This window comes from Pseudomonas sp. NY15372 (assembly GCF_048068215.1).
Classification (GTDB): Bacteria; Pseudomonadota; Gammaproteobacteria; order Pseudomonadales; family Pseudomonadaceae; genus Aquipseudomonas; species Aquipseudomonas guariconensis_A.
This window is the reverse complement of record NZ_JBLUPY010000018.1, coordinates 1-24,711: the sequence shown is the minus strand read 5'-3', so window position 1 is coordinate 24,711 and position 24,711 is coordinate 1. Positions and strand designations below refer to the sequence as shown.

27 protein-coding genes, 1 tRNA gene and 1 pseudogene are annotated in these 24,711 nt (G+C 61.3%); 15 read left to right on the top strand and 14 right to left on the bottom strand.

Going from position 1 to position 24,711, the window contains the following annotated elements; genetic code table 11:
* The first annotated feature begins 3 nt into the window (after positions 1-3).
* From rpmI to ACNFG0_RS14260, 8 genes are all read left to right on the top strand, one after another.
* Positions 4-198, top strand: a complete 195-nt coding sequence (gene rpmI, locus ACNFG0_RS14295) for a 50S ribosomal protein L35 (RefSeq protein WP_003250667.1) — start codon at positions 4-6, stop codon at positions 196-198.
* A 28-nt stretch (positions 199-226) separates the two neighbouring features.
* Entirely contained in the window at positions 227-583 is a 357-nt protein-coding gene (gene rplT / locus ACNFG0_RS14290; RefSeq protein WP_003250671.1) for a 50S ribosomal protein L20, read from the top strand.
* A 111-nt stretch (positions 584-694) separates the two neighbouring features.
* Positions 695-1,711 (top strand): phenylalanine--tRNA ligase subunit alpha, encoded by a 1,017-nt coding sequence (gene pheS / locus ACNFG0_RS14285; RefSeq protein WP_196143437.1) that lies wholly within the window; start codon positions 695-697, stop codon positions 1,709-1,711.
* Between the two features lie 31 nt (positions 1,712-1,742).
* Positions 1,743-4,136 carry a phenylalanine--tRNA ligase subunit beta gene (gene pheT / locus ACNFG0_RS14280; protein WP_196166214.1) on the top strand — a complete coding sequence of 798 codons (2,394 nt, stop codon included), beginning with the start codon at positions 1,743-1,745 and terminating at the stop codon, positions 4,134-4,136.
* A 3-nt stretch (positions 4,137-4,139) separates the two neighbouring features.
* Complete coding sequence (ihfA, locus tag ACNFG0_RS14275) at positions 4,140-4,442, top strand: integration host factor subunit alpha (RefSeq protein ID WP_003250679.1); 303 nt, start codon at positions 4,140-4,142, stop codon at positions 4,440-4,442.
* A complete protein-coding gene (locus ACNFG0_RS14270; RefSeq protein ID WP_043213594.1) occupies positions 4,423-4,779 on the top strand; it encodes a MerR family transcriptional regulator in 357 nt (118 codons plus the stop codon). Before ihfA ends, ACNFG0_RS14270 begins: the two co-directional genes overlap by 20 nt.
* Before the next feature lie 99 nt (positions 4,780-4,878).
* Positions 4,879-4,955: transfer RNA gene (locus ACNFG0_RS14265), tRNA-Pro, on the top strand.
* 474 nt (positions 4,956-5,429) lie between these two features.
* A complete protein-coding gene (locus ACNFG0_RS14260) occupies positions 5,430-5,798 on the top strand; it encodes a hypothetical protein (RefSeq protein ID WP_196154250.1) in 369 nt (122 codons plus the stop codon).
* A gap of 205 nt (positions 5,799-6,003) precedes the next feature.
* Here ACNFG0_RS14260 and ACNFG0_RS14255 read toward each other — a convergent pair whose 3' ends face one another.
* From ACNFG0_RS14255 to ACNFG0_RS14235, 5 genes are all read right to left on the bottom strand, one after another.
* Positions 6,004-6,735: a proteasome-type protease gene (locus ACNFG0_RS14255; protein ID WP_196154249.1), complete on the bottom strand. Its 732-nt coding sequence runs from the start codon at positions 6,733-6,735 to the stop codon at positions 6,004-6,006.
* A gap of 72 nt (positions 6,736-6,807) precedes the next feature.
* Positions 6,808-7,602, bottom strand: coding sequence for a transglutaminase family protein (locus ACNFG0_RS14250; protein WP_416765308.1), 795 nt, complete (start codon positions 7,600-7,602; stop codon positions 6,808-6,810).
* Entirely contained in the window at positions 7,599-8,549 is a 951-nt protein-coding gene (locus ACNFG0_RS14245; protein ID WP_416765306.1) for an alpha-E domain-containing protein, read from the bottom strand. Before ACNFG0_RS14245 ends, ACNFG0_RS14250 begins: the two co-directional genes overlap by 4 nt.
* A 3-nt stretch (positions 8,550-8,552) precedes the next feature.
* The gene (locus ACNFG0_RS14240) at positions 8,553-9,962 is read right to left on the bottom strand and encodes a circularly permuted type 2 ATP-grasp protein (protein WP_196154246.1); all 1,410 of its coding nucleotides are present in this window, start codon (positions 9,960-9,962) and stop codon (positions 8,553-8,555) included.
* Positions 9,963-10,355: 393 nt separating this feature from the next.
* Positions 10,356-11,060 (bottom strand): FadR/GntR family transcriptional regulator, encoded by a 705-nt coding sequence (locus ACNFG0_RS14235; protein ID WP_416765304.1) that lies wholly within the window; start codon positions 11,058-11,060, stop codon positions 10,356-10,358.
* 273 nt (positions 11,061-11,333) lie between these two features.
* Between ACNFG0_RS14235 and ACNFG0_RS14230 the strand changes: the two genes are divergently transcribed.
* From ACNFG0_RS14230 to ACNFG0_RS14205, 6 genes are all read left to right on the top strand, one after another.
* Entirely contained in the window at positions 11,334-12,122 is a 789-nt protein-coding gene (locus tag ACNFG0_RS14230; protein WP_416765302.1) for a transporter substrate-binding domain-containing protein, read from the top strand.
* Between the two features lie 9 nt (positions 12,123-12,131).
* A complete protein-coding gene (locus tag ACNFG0_RS14225; protein WP_416765301.1) occupies positions 12,132-12,797 on the top strand; it encodes an amino acid ABC transporter permease in 666 nt (221 codons plus the stop codon).
* Positions 12,794-13,444 (top strand): amino acid ABC transporter permease, encoded by a 651-nt coding sequence (locus ACNFG0_RS14220; RefSeq protein WP_416765375.1) that lies wholly within the window; start codon positions 12,794-12,796, stop codon positions 13,442-13,444. Before ACNFG0_RS14225 ends, ACNFG0_RS14220 begins: the two co-directional genes overlap by 4 nt.
* The gene (locus tag ACNFG0_RS14215; protein ID WP_196154242.1) at positions 13,431-14,159 is read left to right on the top strand and encodes an amino acid ABC transporter ATP-binding protein; all 729 of its coding nucleotides are present in this window, start codon (positions 13,431-13,433) and stop codon (positions 14,157-14,159) included. The genes ACNFG0_RS14220 and ACNFG0_RS14215 overlap by 14 nt, the downstream gene beginning before the upstream one ends.
* Positions 14,102-14,797 (top strand): SMP-30/gluconolactonase/LRE family protein, encoded by a 696-nt coding sequence (locus ACNFG0_RS14210; protein WP_416765373.1) that lies wholly within the window; start codon positions 14,102-14,104, stop codon positions 14,795-14,797. Before ACNFG0_RS14215 ends, ACNFG0_RS14210 begins: the two co-directional genes overlap by 58 nt.
* A 488-nt stretch (positions 14,798-15,285) precedes the next feature.
* Positions 15,286-15,864, top strand: coding sequence for a hypothetical protein (locus ACNFG0_RS14205; RefSeq protein WP_416765298.1), 579 nt, complete (start codon positions 15,286-15,288; stop codon positions 15,862-15,864).
* 140 nt (positions 15,865-16,004) lie between these two features.
* Here ACNFG0_RS14205 and ACNFG0_RS14200 read toward each other — a convergent pair whose 3' ends face one another.
* The 9 genes from ACNFG0_RS14200 to ACNFG0_RS14160 all read right to left on the bottom strand — a co-directional run bounded on the left by ACNFG0_RS14200 (position 16,005) and on the right by ACNFG0_RS14160 (position 23,884).
* Positions 16,005-16,142 carry a hypothetical protein gene (locus ACNFG0_RS14200; RefSeq protein ID WP_196166215.1) on the bottom strand — a complete coding sequence of 46 codons (138 nt, stop codon included), beginning with the start codon at positions 16,140-16,142 and terminating at the stop codon, positions 16,005-16,007.
* The gene (locus ACNFG0_RS14195) at positions 16,142-16,318 is read right to left on the bottom strand and encodes a hypothetical protein (RefSeq protein WP_196143504.1); all 177 of its coding nucleotides are present in this window, start codon (positions 16,316-16,318) and stop codon (positions 16,142-16,144) included. Before ACNFG0_RS14195 ends, ACNFG0_RS14200 begins: the two co-directional genes overlap by 1 nt.
* Entirely contained in the window at positions 16,308-16,649 is a 342-nt protein-coding gene (locus ACNFG0_RS14190) for a hypothetical protein (protein ID WP_416765297.1), read from the bottom strand. The genes ACNFG0_RS14195 and ACNFG0_RS14190 overlap by 11 nt, the downstream gene beginning before the upstream one ends.
* A complete protein-coding gene (locus ACNFG0_RS14185) occupies positions 16,640-17,740 on the bottom strand; it encodes a hypothetical protein (RefSeq protein ID WP_196143506.1) in 1,101 nt (366 codons plus the stop codon). The genes ACNFG0_RS14190 and ACNFG0_RS14185 overlap by 10 nt, the downstream gene beginning before the upstream one ends.
* Before the next feature lie 113 nt (positions 17,741-17,853).
* Positions 17,854-18,762 carry a hypothetical protein gene (locus tag ACNFG0_RS14180; protein ID WP_196143507.1) on the bottom strand — a complete coding sequence of 303 codons (909 nt, stop codon included), beginning with the start codon at positions 18,760-18,762 and terminating at the stop codon, positions 17,854-17,856.
* Between the two features lie 387 nt (positions 18,763-19,149).
* Positions 19,150-20,298: a helix-turn-helix transcriptional regulator gene (locus ACNFG0_RS14175; RefSeq protein WP_416765295.1), complete on the bottom strand. Its 1,149-nt coding sequence runs from the start codon at positions 20,296-20,298 to the stop codon at positions 19,150-19,152.
* 215 nt (positions 20,299-20,513) lie between these two features.
* Positions 20,514-22,406, bottom strand: coding sequence for a sulfate adenylyltransferase subunit CysN (gene cysN, locus ACNFG0_RS14170; protein ID WP_416765293.1), 1,893 nt, complete (start codon positions 22,404-22,406; stop codon positions 20,514-20,516).
* Positions 22,406-23,320 carry a sulfate adenylyltransferase subunit CysD gene (gene cysD / locus ACNFG0_RS14165; RefSeq protein WP_416765371.1) on the bottom strand — a complete coding sequence of 305 codons (915 nt, stop codon included), beginning with the start codon at positions 23,318-23,320 and terminating at the stop codon, positions 22,406-22,408. The genes cysN and cysD overlap by 1 nt, the downstream gene beginning before the upstream one ends.
* A 93-nt stretch (positions 23,321-23,413) precedes the next feature.
* Positions 23,414-23,884: an SRPBCC domain-containing protein gene (locus tag ACNFG0_RS14160; RefSeq protein ID WP_416765292.1), complete on the bottom strand. Its 471-nt coding sequence runs from the start codon at positions 23,882-23,884 to the stop codon at positions 23,414-23,416.
* Positions 23,885-24,224: 340 nt separating this feature from the next.
* On the opposite strand from ACNFG0_RS14160, the pseudogene ACNFG0_RS14155 reads away from it, so the two are divergent.
* Positions 24,225-24,711: pseudogene (locus ACNFG0_RS14155) on the top strand (RHS repeat protein); the annotation flags it as partial.

Below are 24,711 nucleotides of genomic sequence, written 5' to 3'. Positions count from 1 at the left end.
AACATGCCAAAAATGAAAACCAAGAGCGGTGCTGCGAAGCGTTTCCTGAAAACCGCTTCCGGCTTCAAGCACAAGCACGCTTTCAAGAGCCACATCCTGACCAAAATGTCGACCAAGCGTAAGCGTCAACTGCGCGGTGCCAGCCTGCTGCACCCGTCTGACGTGGCAAAAGTCGAGCGCATGCTGCGCGTACGTTAATTCTGGTCAACGATAGAGGAAGTTACTCATGGCTCGTGTAAAGCGTGGCGTCATCGCTCGTAAGCGTCACAAGAAAATTCTGAAACTGGCTAAAGGCTACTACGGTGCGCGTTCGCGCGTATTCCGCGTTGCCAAGCAAGCGGTCATCAAGGCTGGCCAATACGCCTACCGTGACCGTCGCCAGAAGAAGCGTCAGTTCCGCGCTCTGTGGATCGCTCGTATCAACGCCGGTGCCCGCACCAACGGCCTGTCCTACAGCCGTCTGATTGCTGGTCTGAAAAAGGCGTCGATCGAAATCGACCGTAAGGTTCTGGCCGACCTGGCAGTGAACGAAAAAGCGGCGTTTGCTGCGATTGTCGAGAAAGCTAAAGCCGTTCTGGCTTAAGTACCCACGACAATCATCCGGCGGCGCCCTGCGCCGTCGGGTGTAAAACGTCATCGATAGGGGAAGAGCCTTCAAAAGCTCTTCCCCTATTTTCGTATCTGGAGTCTGTACATGGAAAACCTGGACGCGCTGGTTGCCCAAGCCCTCGAGGCCGTGGAACGCGCTGAAGACATCACTACCCTGGAACAGATCCGGGTCCAATTCCTCGGCAAGAAGGGCGAGCTGACCCAGGTGATGAAGACCCTGGGCAACCTGCCAGCCGAAGAGCGCCCCAAGGTCGGCGCGCTGATCAACGACGCCAAGGAACGCGTCACCGACGTGCTCAACGCACGCAAGGCCGCCTTCGAAGAAGCCGAGCTCAACGCTCGCCTGGCCGCCGAATGCATCGATGTGACCCTGCCAGGCCGTGGCCAGACCACCGGCGGGCTGCACCCGATCACCCGTACCCTCGAGCGCATCGAGCAGTTCTTCACCCATATCGGCTACGGCATCGCCGAAGGCCCCGAGGTCGAAGACGACTACCACAACTTCGAAGCGCTCAACATCCCCGGCCACCACCCGGCCCGGGCGATGCACGACACCTTCTACTTCAATGCCAACATGCTGCTGCGCACCCACACCTCGCCGGTGCAGGTGCGGACCATGGAGTCCAGCCAGCCGCCGATCCGCATTGTCTGCCCGGGCCGTGTGTACCGCTGCGACTCGGATATCACTCACTCGCCGATGTTCCACCAGGTCGAAGGCCTGCTGGTCGACCGCGGCATCAACTTCGCCGACCTCAAGGGCACTATCGAGGAGTTCCTGCGGGTATTCTTCGAGAAAGAACTGGCGGTGCGCTTCCGCCCGTCGTTCTTCCCCTTCACCGAGCCGTCCGCCGAAGTCGACATGGAGTGCGTGATGTGCTCCGGCAAAGGCTGCCGCGTGTGCAAGCAGACCGGCTGGCTCGAGGTCATGGGCTGCGGCATGGTGCACCCGAACGTGCTGCGCATGTCCGGCATCGACCCTGAAGAATTCCAGGGCTTCGCCTTCGGCATGGGCGCCGAGCGCCTGGCCATGCTGCGCTATGGCGTCAACGATTTGCGTCTGTTCTTCGACAACGACCTGCGGTTCCTCGCCCAATTCCGCTAGGCCCGATCGACGCACTTTCTAGGAGAACAGCATGAAATTCAGTGAACAGTGGCTGCGCGGTTGGGTCAACCCGCAAGTCTCCCGTGACGAACTGGTTGCCCGCCTGTCCATGGCCGGCCTCGAAGTCGACAGCGTAACCCCCGCTGCCGGCCAATTCAGCGGCATCGTGGTGGGCGAGATCCTCACCACCGAACAACACCCGGACGCCGACAAGCTGCGCGTGTGCCAGGTGAGCAACGGCCAGGAAACCTTCCAGGTCGTCTGCGGCGCCCCCAACGCACGCCCCGGCATCAAGATCCCGTTCGCCATGATCGGCGCCGAACTGCCAGGCGACTTCAAGATCAAGAAGGCCAAGCTGCGCGGCGTCGAGTCCTTCGGCATGCTGTGCTCGGCGGCCGAGCTGCAGATCAGCGAAGAGAACGACGGCTTGCTGGAACTGGCGGCTGACGCCCCGGTCGGCGAAGACATTCGCGTGTACCTGAACCTGGACGACGCCAGCATCGAGATCGGCCTGACCCCGAACCGCGGCGACTGCCTGTCCATCGCAGGCCTTGCCCGTGACGTCGGCGCCCTGTACGACGTTCCGGTCACCCGTCCCGAAGTGCCTGCGGTCGCCCCGGCCCACGACGAAGTACGCCCGGTCGAAGTCTCGGCTCCGGCTGCCTGCCCGCGCTACCTGGGCCGCGTAATCCGCAACGTCGACCTGAGCAAGCCGACCCCGCTGTGGATGGTCGAACGCCTGCGCCGTAGCGACGTGCGCAGCATCGACGCCGCCGTCGACATCACCAACTACGTGATGCTCGAGCTCGGCCAGCCGATGCACGCCTTCGACCTCGCCGAAATCAACGGCGGCATCCGCGTGCGCATGGCCGAGGAGGGCGAGAAGCTCGTCCTGCTGGACGGCCAGGAAGTCGCCCTGCGTGCCGACACCCTGGTCATCGCCGACCACACCCGCGCCTTGGCCATCGCCGGCGTCATGGGTGGCGAGCACAGCGGCGTGAACACCGAGAAGACCCGCGACCTGTTCCTGGAAAGCGCCTTCTTCGAGCCGATTTCCGTTGCCGGCAAGGCCCGTTCCTACGGCCTGCACACCGATGCCTCGCACCGCTACGAGCGTGGCGTCGACTCGCAGCTGGCCCGTGAAGCCATGGAGCGTGCCACCGCGCTGGTACTGGAGATCGTCGGCGGCGAAGCCGGCCCCATCGTCGAGGCCGTGAGCGAACAGCACCTGCCGAAGGTCGCGCCGGTCACCCTGCGCGCCGAACGCATCAACCAGATGCTCGGCATGGATATGGACGCCGCCCAGGTCGAGCAATTGCTCAACGCCCTGGAGCTGAAAACCAGCGCTAGTGGGGGGGCTGATGGTGCGGCGCAGTGGACCGTCGAAGTCCCCAGCCACCGCTTCGACATCAGCCTCGAAGTCGACCTGATCGAAGAGCTGGCCCGCCTGTATGGCTACAACAACCTGCCGGTACGCTACCCGCAGGCCCGCCTGGCCCCCCAGGCCCGCCCGGAAGCCCGTGGCGAGCTGCCGACCCTGCGTCGCCTGCTGGTCGCCCGCGGCTACCAGGAAGCCATCACCTACAGCTTCATCGACCCGAAACTGTTCGAGCTGTTCACCCCTGGCGTCGAGCCGCTGCTGCTGGCCAACCCCATCTCCAGCGACATGGCCGCCATGCGCGCGTCCCTGTGGCCGGGCCTGGTCAAGGCGCTGCAGCACAACCTCAACCGCCAGCAAGACCGTGTACGCCTGTTCGAAAGCGGCCTGCGCTTCGTCGGCCAGTTGGGCGACCTCAAGCAGCAGCCGATGATCGCCGGCGTCGCCACCGGCAGCCGCCTGCCGGAAGGCTGGGCCAACGGCCGTGACAGCATCGACTTCTTCGATGTGAAGGCCGACGTCGAAGCCCTGCTGGGCTACTCCGGCGCCCTGGGTGACTTCACCTTCGTCGCCGGCAACCACCCAGCCCTGCACCCAGGCCAGACCGCCCGTATCGAGCGCGACGGCAAGGAAGTCGGCTACCTCGGCGCCATCCACCCAGAGTTGGCCAAGACTCTGGGCCTGGAGCGCCCGGTATTCGTCTTCGAGCTGGTGCTGGGCGATGTGGTCGAAGGCCGCCTGCCGAAATTCAGCGAACTGTCCAAGTTCCCTGAAGTGAGGCGTGACCTGGCTTTGATCGCAGGACGTGATGTAGCTTCTAGCTCCGTGCTTGAAGTAATTCGTGACAATGCGGGCGAATGGCTCACAGACCTCAGGCTGTTTGACGTCTACCAGGGTAAAGGTATTGATCCTGATAGAAAAAGCCTGGCTGTCGGCTTGACCTGGCAGCATCCATCGCGCACTCTTAACGACGATGAGGTGAACACTACCCTGCAAAACATCCTCACCTCGCTCGAACAAAGGTTGAACACCACGTTAAGGAAATAGCGTATGGGTGCTCTGACGAAAGCTGAGATGGCCGAAAGGCTGTACGAGGAGCTGGGGCTCAACAAGCGAGAGGCCAAGGAGCTGGTCGAGCTGTTTTTCGAAGAAATTCGGCATGCACTTGAAGAGAACGAGCAGGTCAAGTTGTCCGGTTTCGGTAACTTCGACCTTCGCGACAAACGCCAGCGGCCGGGCCGCAACCCCAAAACGGGGGAAGAGATCCCGATCACTGCTCGCCGCGTCGTCACCTTTCGTCCAGGGCAGAAACTGAAAGCCCGGGTTGAGGCCTATGCTGGAACCAAGCCATAACGACGAGCTGCCCCCCATTCCGGGCAAGCGCTACTTCACCATCGGTGAGGTCAGTGAGCTCTGTGCGGTAAAACCGCACGTGCTGCGTTATTGGGAACAGGAATTCCCGCAGCTCAACCCGGTCAAACGCCGCGGCAACCGACGGTATTATCAGCGCCAAGACGTGCTGATGATCCGCCAGATCCGCGCGCTGCTGTATGACCAAGGCTTCACCATCGGCGGGGCGCGCTTGCGCCTCTCCAGTGATGAGGCCAAGGATGACACCACCCAGTACAAGCAGCTGATTCGGCAGATGATTGCGGAATTGGAAGATGTGTTGGTGGTGTTGAAGAAGTGACCTGAAGCCTGATGAGTGGATTTTTTTGAAAAAAAGCTTCCATTATTCAAAAGGTTAGGGTAGATTCTTCACCGTTCTCAGCAACATCGAGAATGATGTCGGGGCGTAGCGCAGCCCGGTAGCGCACTTGCATGGGGTGCAAGGGGTCGAGTGTTCGAATCACTCCGTCCCGACCAAAATACTCCAAGAAATCCAGTCACTTAGCGGTGACTGGATTTTTTTATGGGCGTTCTTCTGGTTGAGGCTGTTGACGTGGCCGGCCAACCAGCGTCGCCAGTTTTCCAGCTGCATTCGGTGCTTGCTCACGTTGCAGGGCACGCAGGTCGCCACCATGTTGGCCAGGTTGTGGTTTCCTGGCCGCAGCGCTGGTTTCGAAATGTTTGCTGTTGGTATCGCTCTACTTGCTGTCGGCTTGAGCACCTCACTGCCGGGGCTCTGGATTCCGGCGGGCCGCCCTCATGGCTGCTGGAGCAGTGAGGCGCGTGCGAAGCTGATCCCCTGGCTGGCGTGATGTTGAAGCCGCCTTGGCTTGCTCGATGAAGGCGGTGCAGACGCTCATGGCATGGGCTGTGTCTGCTGGCCGCTTGTAGTTGCCGCTACCGGTGGAATGGTAGACTCTGCGACTTTGTTACCAGCCTGAGAGGGATCTTATGCGGCGCATCATTGCAATGACATTCGGCGGTTTGACACCGAGCTATTACCTCCGCCAGCTCTTCTTCGGATCCCTCTTTGCGGCCTTGGTACTATGGTTCGCCGCTAATAGCACCAGCGGCCTCACAGGCAAGCCTGGCCTTCTGCTAATGACGGTCGCTTGCACGTTGCTGTATCCGTACTCTCGCTTTGTCTATGAAAGCGTAGTTGGCTTCATCATGGGCAATAATGTCTTCTTCGTGAACGCGTTTTTCATGTTGTGGGTCAAGGCATTCACGATGATGCTTTGCTGGGCATTTGCGATCTTTATCGCTCCAGTCGGCTTGGCCTATCTATACTGGCATCACAGTCGACGTATTTCCCAGTGAGCGAGGCTAGGGTTTGTACGAGAAGTAGCCGAGCGGCGATCAGGCAAGGTGAAAACAGGCGAGGACGGCCGGGGTCGCGTCCGACTTTACTGGCTGTAAATCAATGTACCGGCCGAACGAGCTGCTCGACTCCGAGCGCGATGCTCGCAAGCAGCCTAGCCCGCGCCGACCCGCTCGCAAAGAGCGGAACGACCTCATGTGCTCTCTATTCCATGTAGGCTTTAGGCGGGGCAGGGAGTTCGGCCAGTAGGTCTCTGAGCCCCGTGCACCACTGGCTGCGGATCTGGCTGTAGTAGGGGTCGTCCTGGGTGATGCGATAGCTCTGCGTCGGCTGGAACGAATTCTTGCGATACACCAGTAAATCCAGTGGCATCCCCACCGACAGGTTGCTGCGGATGGTCGAGTCGAACGAGATCAGCCCGCAGCGCAGCGCCTCGTCCAGTGAGGTGCGGTAGGTCAGGTTGCGGTCGAGGATCGGCTTGCCGTACTTGCTTTCGCCCAGTTGCAGGAACGGCGTGTCTTCGGTGGCCTGGATGAAGTTGCCTTGCGGGTAGACACTGTAGACCCCCATGGGACCGCCCATTATCTGCCCACCCACCAGGAACGAGCAGCTCAAATCGACCTTGCTCGCCAATTTGCTGCGATCCCGGGTCACCACCTCGCGAACGGTTTCGGCCACCAGCACGGTGGCGTCATAAAGCGTGCGTACGTTCAGCAGGTGGTCGCCCGTACCGTTGCAGCGTTGCCTGAGCAGATTGATCACCGATTGCGAAGTGGCCAGATTGCCTGCGCTCTGCAGGACGATCAGCCGCTCATCGGGTGTGCTGAAGATGAACAGCTTGCGAAACGTCGAGATCTGGTCGATCCCGGCATTGGTGCGTGAATCGGATACAAACACCAGCCCATCGGCTAGGTGCATGGCCACGCAGTACGTCATGTGGGTTTCCCTGTGTGCGTTGAGCGACCCCACCGGCAACGGCGAGGTCGGTGCGGGTTGAAGTGGGCTGCCTTACTGTTGCTGCCCTTGCAGCAACCTGACATGGACCTGCGCGAGCATCGACTCGGCCCCGCCACCCCGGCGCATGCCGCGTACCGGGCAGGCATCCAGGTAGTCCAGGCCCACTGCCAGTTTCAGGTGTCGATCAGGCCGGGCCAGGCGGTTGGTTACGTCGAAGCTGTACCAGCCGTCCCCGAGCCAAGCCTCGGCCCAGGCGTGGCTGGCCAAGTGGCTGGCATCCTCGGTGCACAGGTATCCCGACACGTAGCGTGCCGGGATACCCAGGCTTCGGGCGCAGGCGAGAAACGCATGAGTATGATCCTGGCATACGCCCACGCCCGCAGCGAAGGCTTCAGCCGCCGTACTGTCGACCGAGGTTGCCCCCGGGCTGTACGGCATGCGCTCGGCCAACTGGTCCATCAGTGCGATCAACGCGGCGCGATCGCGACGGCTGCCGCAGTGATGCTTGGCAAAGTCGACGAGGGCTTCGTCGGCCTGTGTTAGGCGGCTCGTGCGCAAGAAGGGTAGGGGCGATTGGCTGTCGTGCTCGACCTCCTGCGTCGGGTCGATCTCGACCTGGCCGCTGGCACTCAGCGCCAGGGCGCTGTGTGGCTCTTCCAGGGTCAACACGTGCAGTACGTTACCGTAGGGGTCGATTTGGCTGCGCACCTGCCTGGGCATCCGCACCTGCCACGCACGGATCTGCTGTCGGGCGTTGCTCTGGGGCGTCAAGCGCAGGAACTGGATGCTGGCGCATACCTGGTTGGCGTAGGTGTAGCAGGTGTCGTGATGGATGGAGAGCTTCATACGACCTCCAGGTAGGAGTGGTGAACGGTCTGGCTGAGCTGGCGAATACGCTCGATGAAATCGGTCAGCCACGGGTGCAGGCCGGCCTCAAGGATTTCGTCGATGCCGGTGTAGCGCAACCGAGCATTGAGCTCGGCGGCCATGCGCTGCGAGGCGCGTCCACTGTTACTGGGCAAGCCGGCCAGGATATGGTCCAGTTCCTCGATGCAAGCATGTAGCGAGCGTGGCACATCGGCGCGCAACAGCAGCAGCTCGGACACCTGGCGCGCGCTGGGCGCGTTGCGGTAGATCTCGTTGAACGCCTCGAACGACGACAATGCACGCAGCAGGGCGCTCCATTGGTAGTAGCCGCGGGCTGAGTGGTCGCTGACCTCGTCCGACGCCTCGCCGAACATCTCGTAACGCACATCCAGCAGGCGCAAGGTGTTGTCAGCCCGCTCGAGGAACGTGCCCAGGCGAATGAAGCAGTAGGCGTCGTTGCGCATGATGGTGCCTGCCGTGGCACCCCGGAACAGGTGCGAGCGTTCCTTGACCCAGTCGCAGAACTGGCTCATGCCATAGCGCGCCAGGCCATTGCTGGCGATGTTGCGCATTTCCAGCCAGGTGGCGTTGATGTTCTCCCACATGTCGGCGGTAATCCGCCCGCGTACCGCGTGGGCATTGGTGCGCGCGGCCTGCAGGCAGCAGAAGATGCTGCCGGGGTTGGTCTCGTCGAAGGCGAAAAAATGCAGCATGCGCGCGGTGTCGAGCTCATTGTGGCGCTGGTTGTAGTCATCCAGGGTACCGGCCGCCAGCAGCGACATGGCCAGCTCGGCACGGCCGTCGCTGCGCCCGGCCTGGGGCATCAGCGACAGCGAATAGCTGACTTCGAGCATGCGCGCCAGGTTCTCCGCGCGCTCCAGGTATCGGGACATCCAGTAGAGGTCCGAAGCGGTTCTTGAAAGCATGTGTCAGTCCTCCACTACCCAGGTGTCCTTGGTGCCGCCGCCCTGAGACGAGTTCACCACCAGCGAGCCCTCGCGCAGTGCCACGCGGGTCAGGCCGCCGGGCACGAGGCGGGTTTCGCTGCCCGATAGCACGAACGGCCGCAGGTCGATATGACGCGGGGCGATGCCGTTCTCGACAAAGGTCGGGCAGGTCGACAGGCTCAGGGTGGGCTGAGCGATGTACGCCTCGGGGCGGGCCTTGAGCCGGGCGCGAAAGTCTTCGATTTCCGCCGCCGTGGCCGCGGGCCCGACCAGCATGCCGTAGCCGCCGGAGCCCTGGGTTTCCTTGACCACCAGTTCCGGCAGGTGGGCCAGCACATGGGACAGCTCCTTGGGGTTTCGGCACTGCCAGGTGGGCACGTTGTTGAGGATCGGTTCCTCGTCGAGGTAGAAGCGGATCATCTTGTCGACATAGGGGTAGATCGACTTGTCGTCGGCAAGGCCGGTGCCGACGGCGTTGGCTAGCACCACATTGCCCGAGCGGTAGGCGGCGATCAGGCCGGGCACCCCCAACATCGAATCGGGCTGGAACGACAGCGGGTCGAGGTAGGCATCGTCGAGTCGCCGGTAGATCACGTCGACCTGCCTGGGGCCTGCAGTGGTGCGCATGAACACATGGTCGTCGCGCACGAACAGGTCAGCGCCTTCCACCAGCTCCACCCCCATTTCACGGGCCAGGAACGCATGTTCGAAGTAGGCGCTGTTGAAGCGGCCTGGGGTTAGCACGACCGCGGTGGGGTTATCCAGCGGGCTGGCGCTCTTGAGGGTGTCGAGCAGCAGGTTGGGGTAGTGGTCGATGGGTGCCACCCGCTGGCTGGCGAACAGCTCCGGGAACAGGCGCATCATCATCTTGCGGTCTTCGAGCATGTAACTCACGCCGCTGGGTGTGCGCAGGTTGTCTTCGAGCACGTAGTAGCTGCCATCGCTGTCACGCACCAGGTCGACCCCGGCGATGTGCGCGTAGAGGTCGCGGTGCAAGTCCAGGCCTTGCATGGCGATCTGGTAGCCCTCGTTGGCCAGTACTTGCTCGGCAGGGATGATGCCTTGCTTGAGAATGCGCTGGTCGTGGTAGACGTCGGCCAGGAACAGGTTCAGCGCTTGCACCCGCTGGATGCAGCCGCGCTCGATCTTTTGCCATTCACTGGCCTTGATGGTGCGAGGGATGATGTCGAAGGGAATCAGGCGCTCGGTGCCCTGTTCGTCGCCGTACAGGGTGAAGGTGATACCGGCGCGGTGAAACAAGAGGTCCGCTTCGCGCCGGCGTTGCGCCAGCAGCTCAGTCGGGGTATCCGCCAGCCAGCGTGCAAATGGCTGGTAGTGGGAACGGCAGGCTCCGTTGGTGTCATACATTTCATTGAAAAAAGCTCGGGACATACCGCACTCCTTGCCGCACAAACCGACGGCATTTTCCTACTACTTAACTATTTCACGATGCGAGATCCTGCGAGCGATGATCGGATTCTGGTTTTATCGGCACCTCAGTGTGCGTTGACAACTTCCGGCCGCGCGTCGAATGGGCGATGCGTTGCGTGGATGGAGAAAAGCACTGCAATGGAAGTGCCGGAATTCAGATAAATCCTAAATAAGCTGATAATTGTCAAAAACAATCATCGACGCGCTTTATTCATTCAACAAGGCGACGGTTTTTGCTTGGGTGGGCTGACGGCGAGTCTCTGTAGGGCTGCAACCGGCAAGGCAGGCCCGCGCCAAAACGGAGCGTGGTACGGGGGGCTGATGTTTTTGAACCAATACAGGGAGGGCAGGTGCTCAGATTGAAAACACGATCCCGGTACGCAAGGCGGCACTGCGGATATGTGCCTGCATCGCTTTCTGTGCCGCTGGGGCCGAATGCCTGGCCAGCGCGTTAAGGATTTTCTTGTGCTCTTTCCACGTTTCCATGGCCCGTTCCGGGCGAATGAACGGCAACTTCTGGCTTTCTATGTATATGGCCTCGCTGGCCATGACGATCTGTAGCATCGCCAGGTTTCCACTGGCCTCGAGAATGCGTCGATGAAACTCGAAATCGAGACGCGCTGCCGCTTCGAAGTTGCGCGCCTTCAACTCGTTACCCAGGGCTTCGACATTCTCTGCCAGTGCATCGATGGCCTCGGTGGTCAGGCCATTGGCAGCCTGGCCTGCAGCAAAGCCTTCGAGTACATAGCGCAACTGGAAGGTGTCGGCGGCAGAAACCTGGGCATCGAACGGCCAGGCAAGCCCAGAGGCGGCGGTGGGCTGTCCAGCTTTCGGCGCTTTGACGAATACCCCTTTGCCCGGTTGTACGCTGACCACGCCCATGGCACTCAGCGACGACAAGGCCTCACGCAGTGACGCGCGGCTGACGCCCAGGTTTTGCGCTAGTTCGCGTTGCGCGGGCAGGGCGTCGCCCGGCTGGTATTCGCCCTCGTCAATCAGGCGCTGGATGGTCTGCAAAGCGAGTTCGGGAACAGCGCCGCGAAGGGGAGTGTCGAGCATCGGTGCAGACCAATCCAGTCAAAGAAGCTGCCGTTTTACGACGTTCTTTACCGTGCATGCAAGTTTCGCCCTGTGCTGGTGCAAGGGCTTCAGTGCTGCCATCTAAACGTGAAATCACTGCGCAGCGAGGGTCCTTGGAACGCGTAACTGTTCAGACCAGTAATACCGCCATGCACAAGGGCTGCAGGCTGTTTTCTGGCTTTCGTTCCCGTCATGGCACGTCGGCTGCAAGGATTCAGCAACACTTGCTCACCGCCACCCGAGGTCTTGAATATGATGAACCTGCGTAAATGCCTGCTGGCCACACTGCTGTGTGGCAGTACTCTGATGCAGCCAGCCGCCCACGCTGATGCGCTCGGCGACATCAGCCAGCGCGGCGTGCTCAAGGTCGCCGTTCCCCAGGACTTCCCGCCCTTCGGCTCGGTCGGGCCCGATCTCAAGCCGCGCGGTCTGGATATCGACACTGCGCAATTGCTGGCCGACAAACTCGGTGTGAAGCTGGCCCTGACCCCGGTCAACAGCACCAACCGCATCCCGTTCCTCACCACCGGCAAAGTCGACCTGGTGATCTCGAGCCTGGGCAAGAACCTGGAGCGCGAGAAGGTGGTGGATTTCTCCAAGGCCTACGCACCGTTCTACCTCGGCGTGTTCGGCCCCGAAGGCAGCAATATCGACGCCCTGGACGCACTGAATGGCAAGATCATCAGCGTCACCCGCGGTGCCATCGAAGACATGGAACTGAGTGCGGTGGCCCCGAAGGGCGCGACCATCAAGCGCTTCGAAGACAACAACTCGACCATCGCGGCCTATCTGTCTGGCCAAGTCGACTTGATCGCCAGTGGCAGCGTGGTCATGGCGGCGATTTCGGGCAAGAACCCGGCCAAGGTACCGGTGCTCAAACTCAAGCTGAAGGACTCGCCGGTGTATGTGGGTATGGCCAAGGAACAACCGGCCCTGCGCGCGAAGGTCAATGAGATTCTGACCCAGGCCAAGGCAGACGGCAGCCTCGGGCGTAATGCCGAAAAGTGGCTGAAACAGCCGTTGCCCGCCGATTTCGAGTGACCTTGAACGATGGCCTATCAATTCGATTTCGCCGCTGTGTTGCAGCAGGGTGATCTGCTGCTCAAGGGCGCACTGTTCACCTTGGAACTGACCCTGGTCGGCACACTGGCAGGCGTGGCCTTGGGCATCGTCGGCGCGGTGGTGCGGGCTTGGCGGCTGCGGCCATTCAACTGGCTGTTCGGGGCGTATGTGGAGCTGATCCGCAATACTCCCTTCATCGTCCAGCTGTTCTTCATCTTTTTCGGCTTGCCGGCCCTCGGCGTGCGCATGACGGAATGGCAGGCTGCGGTGCTGGCCATGGTGATCAACCTCGGCGCCTATTCCACCGAGATCATCCGCGCCGGCATCCAGGCCATCCCGCGCGGGCAGCTGGAAGCCGCCTCGGCGCTGGCGATGACGCGCTTCGAGACGTTTCGCCATGTGATCCTGCGGCCGGCGCTGGCCAAGGTATGGCCGGCGTTGTCGAGCCAGATCGTCATTGTCATGCTGGGTTCGGCGGTGTGCTCGCAGATTGCCACCGAAGAGTTGTCGTTCGCGGCCAACTTCATTCAGTCGCGTAACTTCCGCGCCTTCGAAACCTACCTGTTCACCACCTTGCTGTACCTGGTCATGGCTATCGGCGTGCGGCAGTTGCTGAACCTGTTTGGTCGGCGCGTGATCGTGGGGAGACGCTGATGGATTTCACCTTGTGGGATATCGTGCGCAACCTGTTGACCGGGCTGCAATGGACCGTGCTGCTGTCGCTCGTGGCGTTCGTTTGTGGCGGCGCGATGGGCGTATTGATGCTGCTGGCGCGGATCAGCGACAACCGTTTCTTGTCGGTGTTGGCCCGTGGCTATATCGAGCTATTCCAGGGCACGCCGCTGCTGATGCAACTGTTCATCGTGTTCTTCGGCATCGCCATGTTTGGCGTCGATGTGTCGCCCTGGGCGGCAGCGGCGGTGGCGCTGACGCTGTTCACCAGCGCCTTTCTCGCCGAGATCTGGCGTGGCTGCGTGGAGTCGATCCCGCGCGGGCAGTGGGAGGCCAGCGCGAGTCTGGCACTCACCCGGGGCGAGCAGCTGCGCCATGTGGTCCTGCCCCAGGCCTTGCGCCTGGCCGTGGCGCCGACCGTGGGGTTCTCGGTGCAGGTGGTCAAGGGTACGGCGGTAACCTCGATCATCGGCTTCACCGAGCTGACCAAGACCGGCGGCATGCTGTCCAACGCCACCTTCGAACCCTTCCTGATCTACGGCCTGGTGTCGCTGGGCTACTTCATCCTGTGTTTTCCATTGTCGCTGGGTGCCCGCCACCTGGAGAGGAGGTTGCATGCCGCTCGTTAGCGTTTCTGCGTTGCACAAGTACTACGGGGACAACCATGTGCTCAAGGGAGTCGACCTGAGCATCGAGGAAGGCGAAGTGGTCGCGATCATCGGCCGCAGCGGCTCGGGCAAGAGCACGCTGCTGCGCACACTGAATGGGCTGGAGTCGATCAACGACGGCGTGATCGAGGTCGACGGCGAGTACCTGGATGCGGCTCGCGCCGACCTGCGCACATTGCGCCAGAAGGTCGGGATGATCTTCCAGCAGTTCAACTTGTTCCCGCACCTGAGCGTGGGCGAGAACGTGATGCTGGCGCCGCAACTGGTGAAGAAGACTCCCAAGGCCGAGGCACGACATTTGGCGCGCAAGATGCTGGAGCGGGTAGGGCTAGAGACCAAGTTCGATGCCTACCCCGATCAGTTGTCCGGTGGCCAGCAGCAGCGCGTGGCGATTGCCCGGGCGCTGGCAATGTCGCCCAAGGTGCTGTTATGCGACGAGATCACCTCCGCTCTCGACCCGGAGTTGGTCAGCGAAGTGCTTGGCGTAGTGCGTGGACTGGCCAAGGAGGGCATGACCTTGGTGATGGTCACCCATGAAATGCGCTTTGCTCGTGAGGTGGGCGATAAGCTGGTGTTCATGCACCAGGGCAAGGTGCATGAAGTTGGCGACCCGAAGGTATTGTTCGATGCGCCGAGAACGCCCGAGTTGGCCAACTTCATCGGCAGTGTCGGATAGGGCGTCGTGTCGCTTACATCTCTGATAGCGGATCACGCAGCGCGCCCAACAACAAAGTAGGGTTGATCGTGGTGGACTTCGTGATGGCCACGGCGCGACGCGTGCTCGATCGGCACCCGAGCTTGCAGGTCGAACCCAGCGTCACGGTCATGGCCTATGGGGCCGAAGTGTGGCCGGGCAAGCCGCTGCGGATCGGTATCAACGGTATCGCCCTGTCGCCCAACGGGGAAACCCTGTATTGGACGGTGACCACCGGTACGCGACTGCATGCGCTGCCTACTGCAATCCTGCGTCAAACCAGCGCCAGCGAGGCGCAGATCGCTGCGGCAATCCGAGACCTCGGTGCCGTAGGAGGCAACACCGACGGCCTGGTAACTGACGCCAGGGGGCGCCTTTACATCACCGATGTCACCGGCAATGGTATCGTCAGGTATGACCCCGCCACCAACGCCATGTTGCTATTGGCCAGCGACGAGGGCGTGCATTGGCCCGACACGCCAGCCATCCATCCAGACGGCGATCTGGTGTTCACCTCGAGTCATCTGAATGACCATTTCGCCGGCAATGTCAGGGCAGGAGAGGAGCGTTTTGAGCTGTGGCGACTGCCACTCGAGCGCCGCCAGGTGAAGGCTGATTGATCACATTCTGAGACCAGACACGGTCAAGCCCATGGTTTGTATGAGCCGTCTGCTTTACAAGAGGGGGATCGGTGGTGTGCGGCATTTCTTCTGATGGTGTAGGACGCTTCCGAAAGGCGGCATTCCCCTCGAATGGGTGTTGAGGTGGGCTGAGTGGCCTTCTAGGCTCCATCTGGTTCGTCGTTCTTCACTGATGAGGGCTGGCCAGGCTACGGGCAGAGATCTGCGTAGGGTTGCGTAGGTCGGTTTGGTTGCCCTGGTTGGGGTTGAGCGGCGAACACTTGGGTTTTCAAGCGCCTCCGGCTGATGCTGGGGGCGTTTGTTTTTGTGGTGAAGGTGTTTGTATGGAGACAGGCTGGATGGCTGTGGTGGGTATACATCGTGGGCCGCTTTGCGGCCCTTTCGCGGCACAAGGCCGCTCCTACAGAATAACCACTAGGTCCGGCTCATCATGGTGAGAGGTGGGGTGTTCCAGAAGGTGGGCGAGAATGAAGTTGAACGAGGCGATTCTTAAATACCGAGCGTTTTACGTCGTTGGGTATGCATTGAAAATAGGCACGCTGCTTCTCTATGCGGTTTCAGCCTTGTCGTTCTTTTACTGGCAGGGGCGGGAGCTCAGTGGTGCTCCCATCGGAGGGCATCTTTTTTGGATGCTGAGCGAAGCCGTCCTGGAGCTGTATCGGGCCACTGTGCCCTACATTGGCCTCATCTGGAAATGCGCGTTGCCTGTCAGTCTCACTGACCCGTTGAGCTACGGCAATTTGGGCTTGGTGGGCCTTTTGGCTGTAGCTATTTTTGCCAGCTATCTGATCAAATCCGCCAGGGCGCTGCGGCTGAGGGTCAAGCGGGAACTTCAACGGCTAGAGGAGGCCGGGTGGAGAGCGTCTGCACAGCCCAGTGCAAGCACCACGGTCAATGCCACTCACATTGGCCAAATGAATGTCTATAACCAACAGCTTCCTGACGTTCAGCCGGACACGCGGATGAAACGCATCTTGAGATGGGTGTGCGGTATTCTTTCTGCCTATCTGGTCACTGTATTGGCGAAGCTGACAGGGATGGTGTAAATGCCCAGGTTCAGTGTCGGTGCAGCCTGTCGCTGGCGGGCACTGAACCCGAGTCATCTGCATGGGCGCAACAAAGACGCCCATCCCTGCGCGCCCGCCCTGCACATGGGCAAATACCACCAACGGCACCGGCTGGTGCCTTAGGTACCTTTTTTGAACACCTTCGACTTGGCTTGCTTCATCTTTCGATGCTTGGCGACACGCCGGGTTTCAAAAAGGCTGAACGACAGCACGAAAAAGAGAATCGCCAAGACCACCAACCCAATCAGAATCGCCATTATTTACTTCGCCCCTTCAATTTCTTCTCAAGCATTGCATGCTCCTCGTCCAGCTTTTTCCTGCGCTTCTTCTCCTGATGATCGGAAGCGAACTTGCCTGCGAATATGCCACCCAGTGAAACGGCGATGGCGCCAGCCGCCACTGCGACGGCTTTGATGATCTTGTCAGCCGACATAGCCGTACGCCTGGTTCAGTGCTTTATAAAAGGCCTTTTCGACCGCTCCGTTATCGAAGGGCTCCCGGCCATGTGCCTGGATCAGGGTGTTCCTGATGTCCTGGATCTGTTTGCCATGGGTTTTAATGTCGCCATCGCCCATGGCGAATGCGTAGCGCAGTTTTTCCAAGTCGACGATTGCCTGCAGTTGGGCCTGGCCCGCTGCATCCAGGCTCATGGTCGCGAAAACGGACTTTGCTGCTCGCTCGACCAACGGCGGGGCGCAATATTCGTCGGAGGATTCGAAGTGGTACTCATCGCCGGGGGCGAGTGCATGGTCGGTCAGGCGCATTGGCATTTCACCCAGTCATCGAAGGTAATGGATTCGTTTTCAAGCAACGTGAGCGAGCGATCGTAGTCCTGGATGACCTGGCGGTGCTGGCGGTTACAGATCAACACGACCTTGCCGGCATTCCACAAAAACGGGCCGGCAATCAGGTAATTGAGTTTTCCAGTACGCCCGGCGGTGCCGGAAGCCAGCAGCATCATCTGGATGACCACGGCAGTGCCATAGGCAATGGTGCTCATCTGTGCAAGGTGCAGCGCCTTCTCGTCATCACTGGCGCAAACCTTGTAGAAGGCGATGCCATGATGTCCTTTCAACAGCATCTTGATGATGGCGTACGAGGCAATGTCTGCGGCATTGATGGTGCCGTACTCTTTACCCAGTGCGTCCATCAATGGGTTTTCAGCGCTATAGCCCGAAACCTTGGTTTCGTCCTTCACCCATTGGGTGAACAGCGAGCTGAAGGGCAGGGGAAGCCCATCGGTGGTGGGAAGATCACTCAGGTAATGGGTGAGGATGTGCAGGATGGCTTTGACATGCCCGCCAATGAAACCTGCATTGGGAAAGCCGAGTTGCATCTGCTCGAGGATCAAACTGTAGAGCGTTTTACCGCCGACCGAGGCGCCGCCGATTGTGTAGTCCTCGGGTAGCTTCTGCCACAGGTTGAAGTCATGCCCGAAGATATAGCGATGCTTGGCACCGGTCCTGTAGTCGATGGGGCTAGGCCCACTTCCCGCTTTGTAGGGCTCATGCAACTGCTTGAAGAATGTCTCGAGCGCTTCGCTATTGCTGTTGGTGACATGGGCGAGGAGGACACCGATGATGCCCATCCCAACAGCGGTCCCCATCTGCGTTTTCGTCAGTGCAGGGTAGGAAGCGTCGATTTCGAGCTGCTCGAGCAGGCCATCGAAAGTGATGGGGCTGACCACCGTGATGGCTCTTTCGGACAACGTCAGTGGCTCAAGGGCAGGCGACGGGGCGGCTTTGCCTGTTTGCAGGGCCCTGAGGTAGGTGACCTCGGTTGCCTTTTCATTCCAATAAGCATCATCGGAGGAGGTGCTGAGGTACGACCTCAACCCCCTGAACAGCTTACGCATGTGGTTTCCCTGCCAATTTAATGCTTGTGTCGGTGGGTGGAAAGCGTATCAGGGGTGATATCTTAATGCCATTATCTGTGACTGGACGCGCCGGTGATGGGCCGGTCGCTTCATTATTCCCGCAACTGCGCAATCACCGCCGCCTGGCTTTTTTTCTGCGGCGTACAGGCAATGGTCTCGAAACGGTACCCTAACACCTCATCAGGAATGGCAAGGGCCGCCGTGTCGTTGGCTAGCGGCGCCACCGTAACGTCTTCAAGGTCCGAAAGACCGCAATAGGACGCCGGCAGGTTGAATGTGGCAAAAGCGATCGCCTGGCGCGCCCAGGTTTCGTAGTTCTTGCGGGTGAACAGCTCTTCCATCATCGGGCCGAAGATGAACACGCACATGAACATGGCGACGATGGCGGTCATGTCCGGCTTGACATCGTATTTGCGTTTTTCCCTCATGCTGAAATAGTCGCGCACCATGCTGCGCAGCATCAGGAAGCCAGACAGGAACATCACCGAGAACGTCAGCAGCAACGTCAGACCCGCGAACCACAGGGCTGGGTTCATGGCGGCGCTCAACAATACTTGTGCGTTGGGCAGGTCACGGGCGGGCAGGTTGGTCAGCTCGGCGATCAGCTGGTCGGTATAGACTTTCGAGAGCGTAGCCACGGCCACTGCGACTACCGCCAGCACGGGCTTCCACGGAAGCTTCTCCTGCATCCACTTGATCCTGGGTTCGAAATAGCAGCGCAGATACCACAAGCCGGAAACACCAGTGAGCAGCAGCAGCGTAAGGCCCACGGGTTGGTCGATCGCCAGCCCGCTCATCTTCAGTCCGGCGACGGCGTACAACAATAACGTGCAGACGAAGAACAGCAGCATCGAGTAATGCAGGCGCGTCCAGCCGAGGATGATCAGATAGTTGCGGTAGTACCAGACGCGCTTGCGGGGGGATTGGCGGACGTTGGCCACGTAGCCTTTCAGTGCGGGGATGAGCACGAACATTGAAAGAAGTAGAAGTATTTCGGACATAGCCTTTCCTTTTTTGAACCTTGTAACAGGGGCATTCATTTGCCGTTGGGGTTGATTGTGCCCGGCAGGTAGAAAGGATTCACCCCAGGTGGGTGGATTTCGGACGCGTCTGACAAAGCGCTCTGATTGGCAGTGAAAACCTGTGGGAGATCACCCAGCCCTCGGGCTGCGCTGTTGCGCAGAAAACAAGCGGCTAGCGCTGCGGCGGTCCGACTTGTCCCGCGATCAAGGGCGAAGCCCTTGGCAGGCGACGATGATATCGGGCCCGGCCCAATCGCGGGACAAGCCCGCTCCCACAAGGCCCCCTAGACATCCCCCATACAAGCCAAGCCCTGCGTTATCCACCTGTTCCTGCATGACAGCGCCGAAGCGTTGTTCGCAGAAGGCTCAACCCAACGACGCCACACTGTTGAGCAGTGTCTTCACCAACTGCGCCTGCCGCGTCGCGCCGGTCTTGGCGAAGACCCCGCGTAAGTGCGCCCGCACGGTGTTGCGCGACACGTTCAGCGCTTCGGCCGTCTCGTCCAGGGTTTGTCCATCCATCACCAGCATCGCCACCTCCGTCTCCGTGGGGGTCAGCTGGAATAGGCTGCGCAGCAGGTGCCGCGAGGCCTGGGGCGAGTCTGCCGGGTCGCGGATGAACAGTGCCACCGCTGGCCGTCGTGCGCCTTTGCGGGCCTGGTAGTTCAGGGGGATGGGGCGTAGCAGCAGGTTCAGCGGCATCTCCCCGCTCGGGCGGGACAGGGTGAGCACTTCCAGCTCGTCCAGCCCGCGCTGGCGGTGCCTCAGGATGGCCTGGATGGCCTGCTGCAATGCGCGGTTCTCATGGTTGACGAAGGCGCATAGCTTTTCCTGCTTGCACACCAACCCATCGCCGTTGGCGAACAGACGCTCTGCCGCGCTGTTGCAGCGCAGGGTGCGACCGTTCTCGTCGAGGATCACCGTGCCGACCATCAGCCGGTCGATGGTCGCGGCGTACAGCTGGCGTTCGGAGTCGAGTTGGTCGACCGCCGAATGCAGGTCCACGGCCTGCTGCAGGTGCGGCAGCAGCAGGCGGACCAGGGCGATTTCGTCGGTTTCGAAGTCATCGCTGGCGTGGCTGCGGCTGGCGAACAGGGCGCAGTGCATGCCAGCGGTGGTGACCATGTTGGCCACCAGCACATGGCGCAGGTCCAGCGGTTGCAGGTAGTTGCGGTAGAAGTCATGGGCCAGCCAGGGCTCGGTGCCGAGCATCTGGTCGGCGGTGGCCACCTTGTCGGCGGGCCATTCGAGGAAGGGGCAGATCGAGTAGTAGTACTCGCTGTAGGACGGCTCGCCGGGCAACAGCGCGCCATGCACCGAGGCGTTGACGATCAGGCCGGGGCGCTCGTGTTCGGGGTTGCGCAGCACCAGGGTGATGAAGCTCGCGTTCAGGCGTTGGCGCAGCTGTTCCAGGAAGCTGGCCCAGGGTGTGGGTTCCAGCGGGCCCTGGTAGACCAGGGCAAGCAAGGCGCTGAGGGCTTCGGTAGTGATGGGGGCCAGGTGGTAGGTGGTCATGCTGCGCCTCATGGGAGGATGGTAGAGGCAGTATTGATGTGAGGCAGGGGCGGTAAATCGTCTGTTCGGACTATCAAGAGCCGAAGTGGACAGCTTGTCGGAGCAGAATGAAACCTGCGTTGGCCCAATCGCCGGCAAGCCGGCTCCCACAAGATGCTGCGCGCACGATTGGAGTGGGAGCCGGCTTGCCGGCGATTGGGCCTATCCTGCCTTGCTCAGAGGCGCAGCAACGCCTCGACGATCCGCTCGGCCGCCGCCTCTGCCGTCTCCGTTCGGGTATCGATATGCAGCTCCGGGTTCACCGGTGGCTCGTACGGCGAATCGATCCCGGTGAAGTTCTTCAGCTCACCCCGGCGGGCCTTTTGATACAGCCCCTTGGGGTCGCGCTGCTCGGCCAGGGCCAGCGGCGCGTCGATGAAGATCTCCAGGAAGTTGCCTTCCCCGGCCAGGCCACGGGCCATGTCGCGCTCGGCGCGGAACGGCGAGATGAACGAGACCAGGGTGATCAAGCCGGCATCGAGCATCAGCTTGGCCACTTCGGCCACGCGGCGGATGTTCTCCACCCGGTCGGCCTCGGTGAAGCCCAGGTCACGGTTCAGGCCGTGACGCACGTTATCGCCGTCGAGCAGGTAGGTGTGCTTGCCCAGCGCATGTAGCTTGCGCTCCACCAGGTTGGCGATGGTCGACTTGCCGGCGCCCGAGAGGCCGGTGAACCACAGCACGCGCGGCGCCTGGCCCTTGAGTGCGGCGTGGGCCTCGCGGTTGACGTCGATGGCCTGCCAGTGCACGTTCTGCGCCCGGCGCAGGGCGAAGTGCAGCATGCCGGCACCGACGGTGCGGTTGCTCAGGCGGTCGATGACGATGAAACCGCCGGTGTCGCGGTTGTCGGCATAGGCATCGAAGGCGATTGGGCGGTCCAGGTTCAGGTTGCACACGCCGATGCCGTTGAGTTCGAGGGTCTTGGCGGCGAGCTGCTCGAGGCTGTTCACGTCCACCCGGTGCTTCAAGGTCGCGCAGCTCATGCCCACGGTGCGGCAGCCGATCTTCATCAGGTAGGGGCGCCCGGGCAGCATAGGCTCTTCGTCCATCCACACCAGGGTGGCTTCGAACTGATCTGCCACCGCAGGCGGGGCGTCGGCCAGGGCGATCAGGTCGCCGCGGCTGATGTCGATCTCGTCCTTGAGCACCAGGGTCACGGCCTGGCCGCACTCGGCGTGCTGTTGCGGGCCGCTGGCGCCGAGGATGTCGGTCACCTCGCTCTGCTGGCCCGAGGGCAGCACGCGGATGCGCTCACCGACACTGATGCTGCCGGCGGCAATGTTGCCCGAGAAACCGCGAAAATCCAGGTTCGGGCGGTTGACCCATTGCACGGGCAGGCGGAAGGCGGCCTGGCTGGCGCGGGCCTGTTCCAGCGGCACGTCCTCCAGGTAGGCGAGCAGGCTTGGGCCTGTGTACCAAGGGGTGTTGGGGCTGGCGGTGAGCATGTTGTCGCCGCGCAGGGCCGAGAGCGGGATGCACTGGATGTCGTCCAGGCCGATCTGCGCGGCGAAGGCGCGGTAGTCGGCCTCGATGCGCTGGAAGACATCCTCGGAATAATCCATCAGGTCGAGCTTGTTGATCGCCAGCACTATCTTGCGGATGCCCAGCAGCGACACCAGGTAGCTATGGCGACGGGTCTGGGTCAGCAGGCCCTGGCGGGCGTCCACCAGGATCACGGCCAGGTCGGCGGTGGAGGCGCCGGTGACCATGTTGCGGGTGTACTGCTCGTGGCCGGGGGTGTCGGCAACGATGAACTTGCGTTTTTCCGTGGCGAAGAAGCGGTACGCCACATCGATGGTGATGCCTTGCTCACGCTCGGCGGCCAGGCCGTCTACCAGCAGGGCGAAGTCCAGGTCTTCGCCCTGGGTGCCGAGCTTTTTCGAGTCGGCTTCAAGCTGGCCGAGCTGGTCTTCGAACAGCACCTTGGACTCGTACAGCAGGCGCCCGATCAAGGTGCTCTTGCCGTCATCGACGCTGCCGCAGGTGATGAAGCGCAGCAGTTGCTTGTGCTGTTGTGCCTGCAGGTACGGGGTGAGGTCGTCGTGCTGGGCGTGGGTGATGGCGTTCATCAGAAGTACCCCTCTTGTTTTTTCTTCTCCATGGAGCCGGCCGAGTCGCTGTCGATCAGGCGGCCCTGGCGTTCCGAGGTGCGGCTGACCAGCATCTCGCTGATGATCGCTGGCAGGTCGTCGGCGTCGCTGTCGATGGCGCCGGTGAGCGGGTAGCAGCCCAGCGTACGGAAGCGCACCTTACGCATCTCGGGGGTTTCGCCGTCACACAGCGGCAGGCGCTGGTCGTCGACCATGATCAGGGTGCCGTCGCGCTCCACCACCGGGCGCTCCTTGGCGAAGTACAGGGGCACGATGGGGATCTGCTCCAGGTAGATGTATTGCCAGATGTCTAACTCGGTCCAGTTCGACAGCGGGAACACCCGCAGGCTTTCGCCTTTGCGCTTGCGCGTGTTGTACAGGCGCCACAGCTCCGGGCGCTGCTGCTTGGGGTCCCAGCGGTGCTGCTCGGAGCGCAGGGAGAACACGCGCTCCTTGGCGCGGGATTTTTCCTCGTCGCGGCGAGCACCGCCGAAGGCGGCGTCGAAGCCATACTTGTCCAGTGCCTGCTTCAGGCCCTGGGTCTTCCACACGTCGGTGTGCAGGGCCGAGCTGTGGGTGAAAGGGTCGATGGCTTTTTCCACGCCTTCGGGGTTGATGTGGACCAGCAGCTTCAGGCCCAGGCGCTCGGCGGTCTGGTCGCGGAACGCGATCATCTCGCGGAATTTCCAAGTGGTGTCCACGTGCAGCAGGGGGAAGGGCGGCTTGCCCGGAGCGAAGGCCTTCATCGCCAGGTGCAGCATCACCGCGCTGTCCTTGCCGATGGAGTAGAGCATCACCGGGTTTTCACACTCGGCCACCACTTCGCGGATGATCTGGATGCTCTCGGCCTCCAGCCATTGCAGATGAGTCAACATCGGATACCTCCTCGTGATCTTCCGGGTACGGGCCCGGTTGACGCCAAGGTAGGCAATGCACCACCGGCGCCTCTTCGTCTGCTCGGACGAAGTGGGCCGGTGACGCGAACATCAGGCCGCCGCGGCGTGCAGCGACTCGGCGCGGGCCTTCACGGCCAGGGCCACGGCATCGAAGCCCTGCTTGACCCAAGCACCATGCTTGGCCATGACGGCATCGGCAGTGGGGCCAAGGAATTGGTCGGTGGTGTGGTAGCGGCAGCTGTCCGGGCCGGTGCGCTCGATTAACTGTTCACGGCGGGCGGCGTCCGGGTTGCTGGCGCTCGAGCGCATCTCCCAGGCGAGCAGGTGGTGTGGCTCGAAGTCCACCAGGTATTCGACCACATGCAGCAGCTCACCAGGCGCGGCCGGGTTGGGCAGGAACAGGTTCACTGGATCGCCCAGGCGCAGGGTGGACTCGACCTTGACCGTGTAGGGGTTCCACTGCGGGTAGCTGGGCAGGTCGATCAGGGTCGACCAGACCAGCTCGGCGGGGGCGGCGATGTCCACGGTGACGGAGCGAACCAGGTTCTTGTCGGTTGTCATCGATGACTCCTCGTAGGATGGCCCCACGCCGAGGCATGGCGCAGGGGAGCCGTGCGGCTCAACGAGGCATCGTGGTCGGTTGGGATTTCGGGTTCTTCGTCCGTTTGGATGAGGGGCGTAATTGGCTTAATTGTCAGGGTTTTAGGGATTTATTACTTCATGTTGATAAGTATGTGGCAGAACTTTTTACTTGGGGTGTGAGAAGTTTTAGGGCGGTGATTACCGCTGTTCGATTTTCCTATTTCTTACGTGGCTCGCTGTTTTTGACCCGCTGCACCGGCTTTGTTGTTTGTGAATTACTAACGACAGAGGAAATAGTCATTAACAGGAGTTGATTTCCATGTTGTCTTTTCGTAATACCCCGTCCGTCACGGTTGTCGATAACCGCGGCCTGGCTGTACGCACTATCGACTATTATCGTCAGCCAGATAGACCCGAGGTGACTGACGAACGCATTAACCTTTATCAGTTCGATGCCCGGGGCAGCCTGGCATGCAGTGCCGACCCCCGTTTGGCCGCGACTGACAGGGCAAACTTCATCTACCGGTCGGACCTTGCCGGTACGGCCTTGCACACCCGCAGCGTCGACGCTGGCACCTCGATAATTCTCAACGATGCCGCCGGCCGCCCGTTCATGGCGGTGTCCCAGGTTGCTACCGACGAAGACGGCCACGACGACCTGCGCCAGGCGGTCACCCGTACCTGGCAGTACGAGACCCCGGCGCTGGCTGGCCGACCGCTGAGCGTGACGGAACAGGTGGGCGACAGCGAGGCGCGAGTGACCGAACGGTTCGTCTGGGCCGACACCACAGCACAAGCGCAAGCCC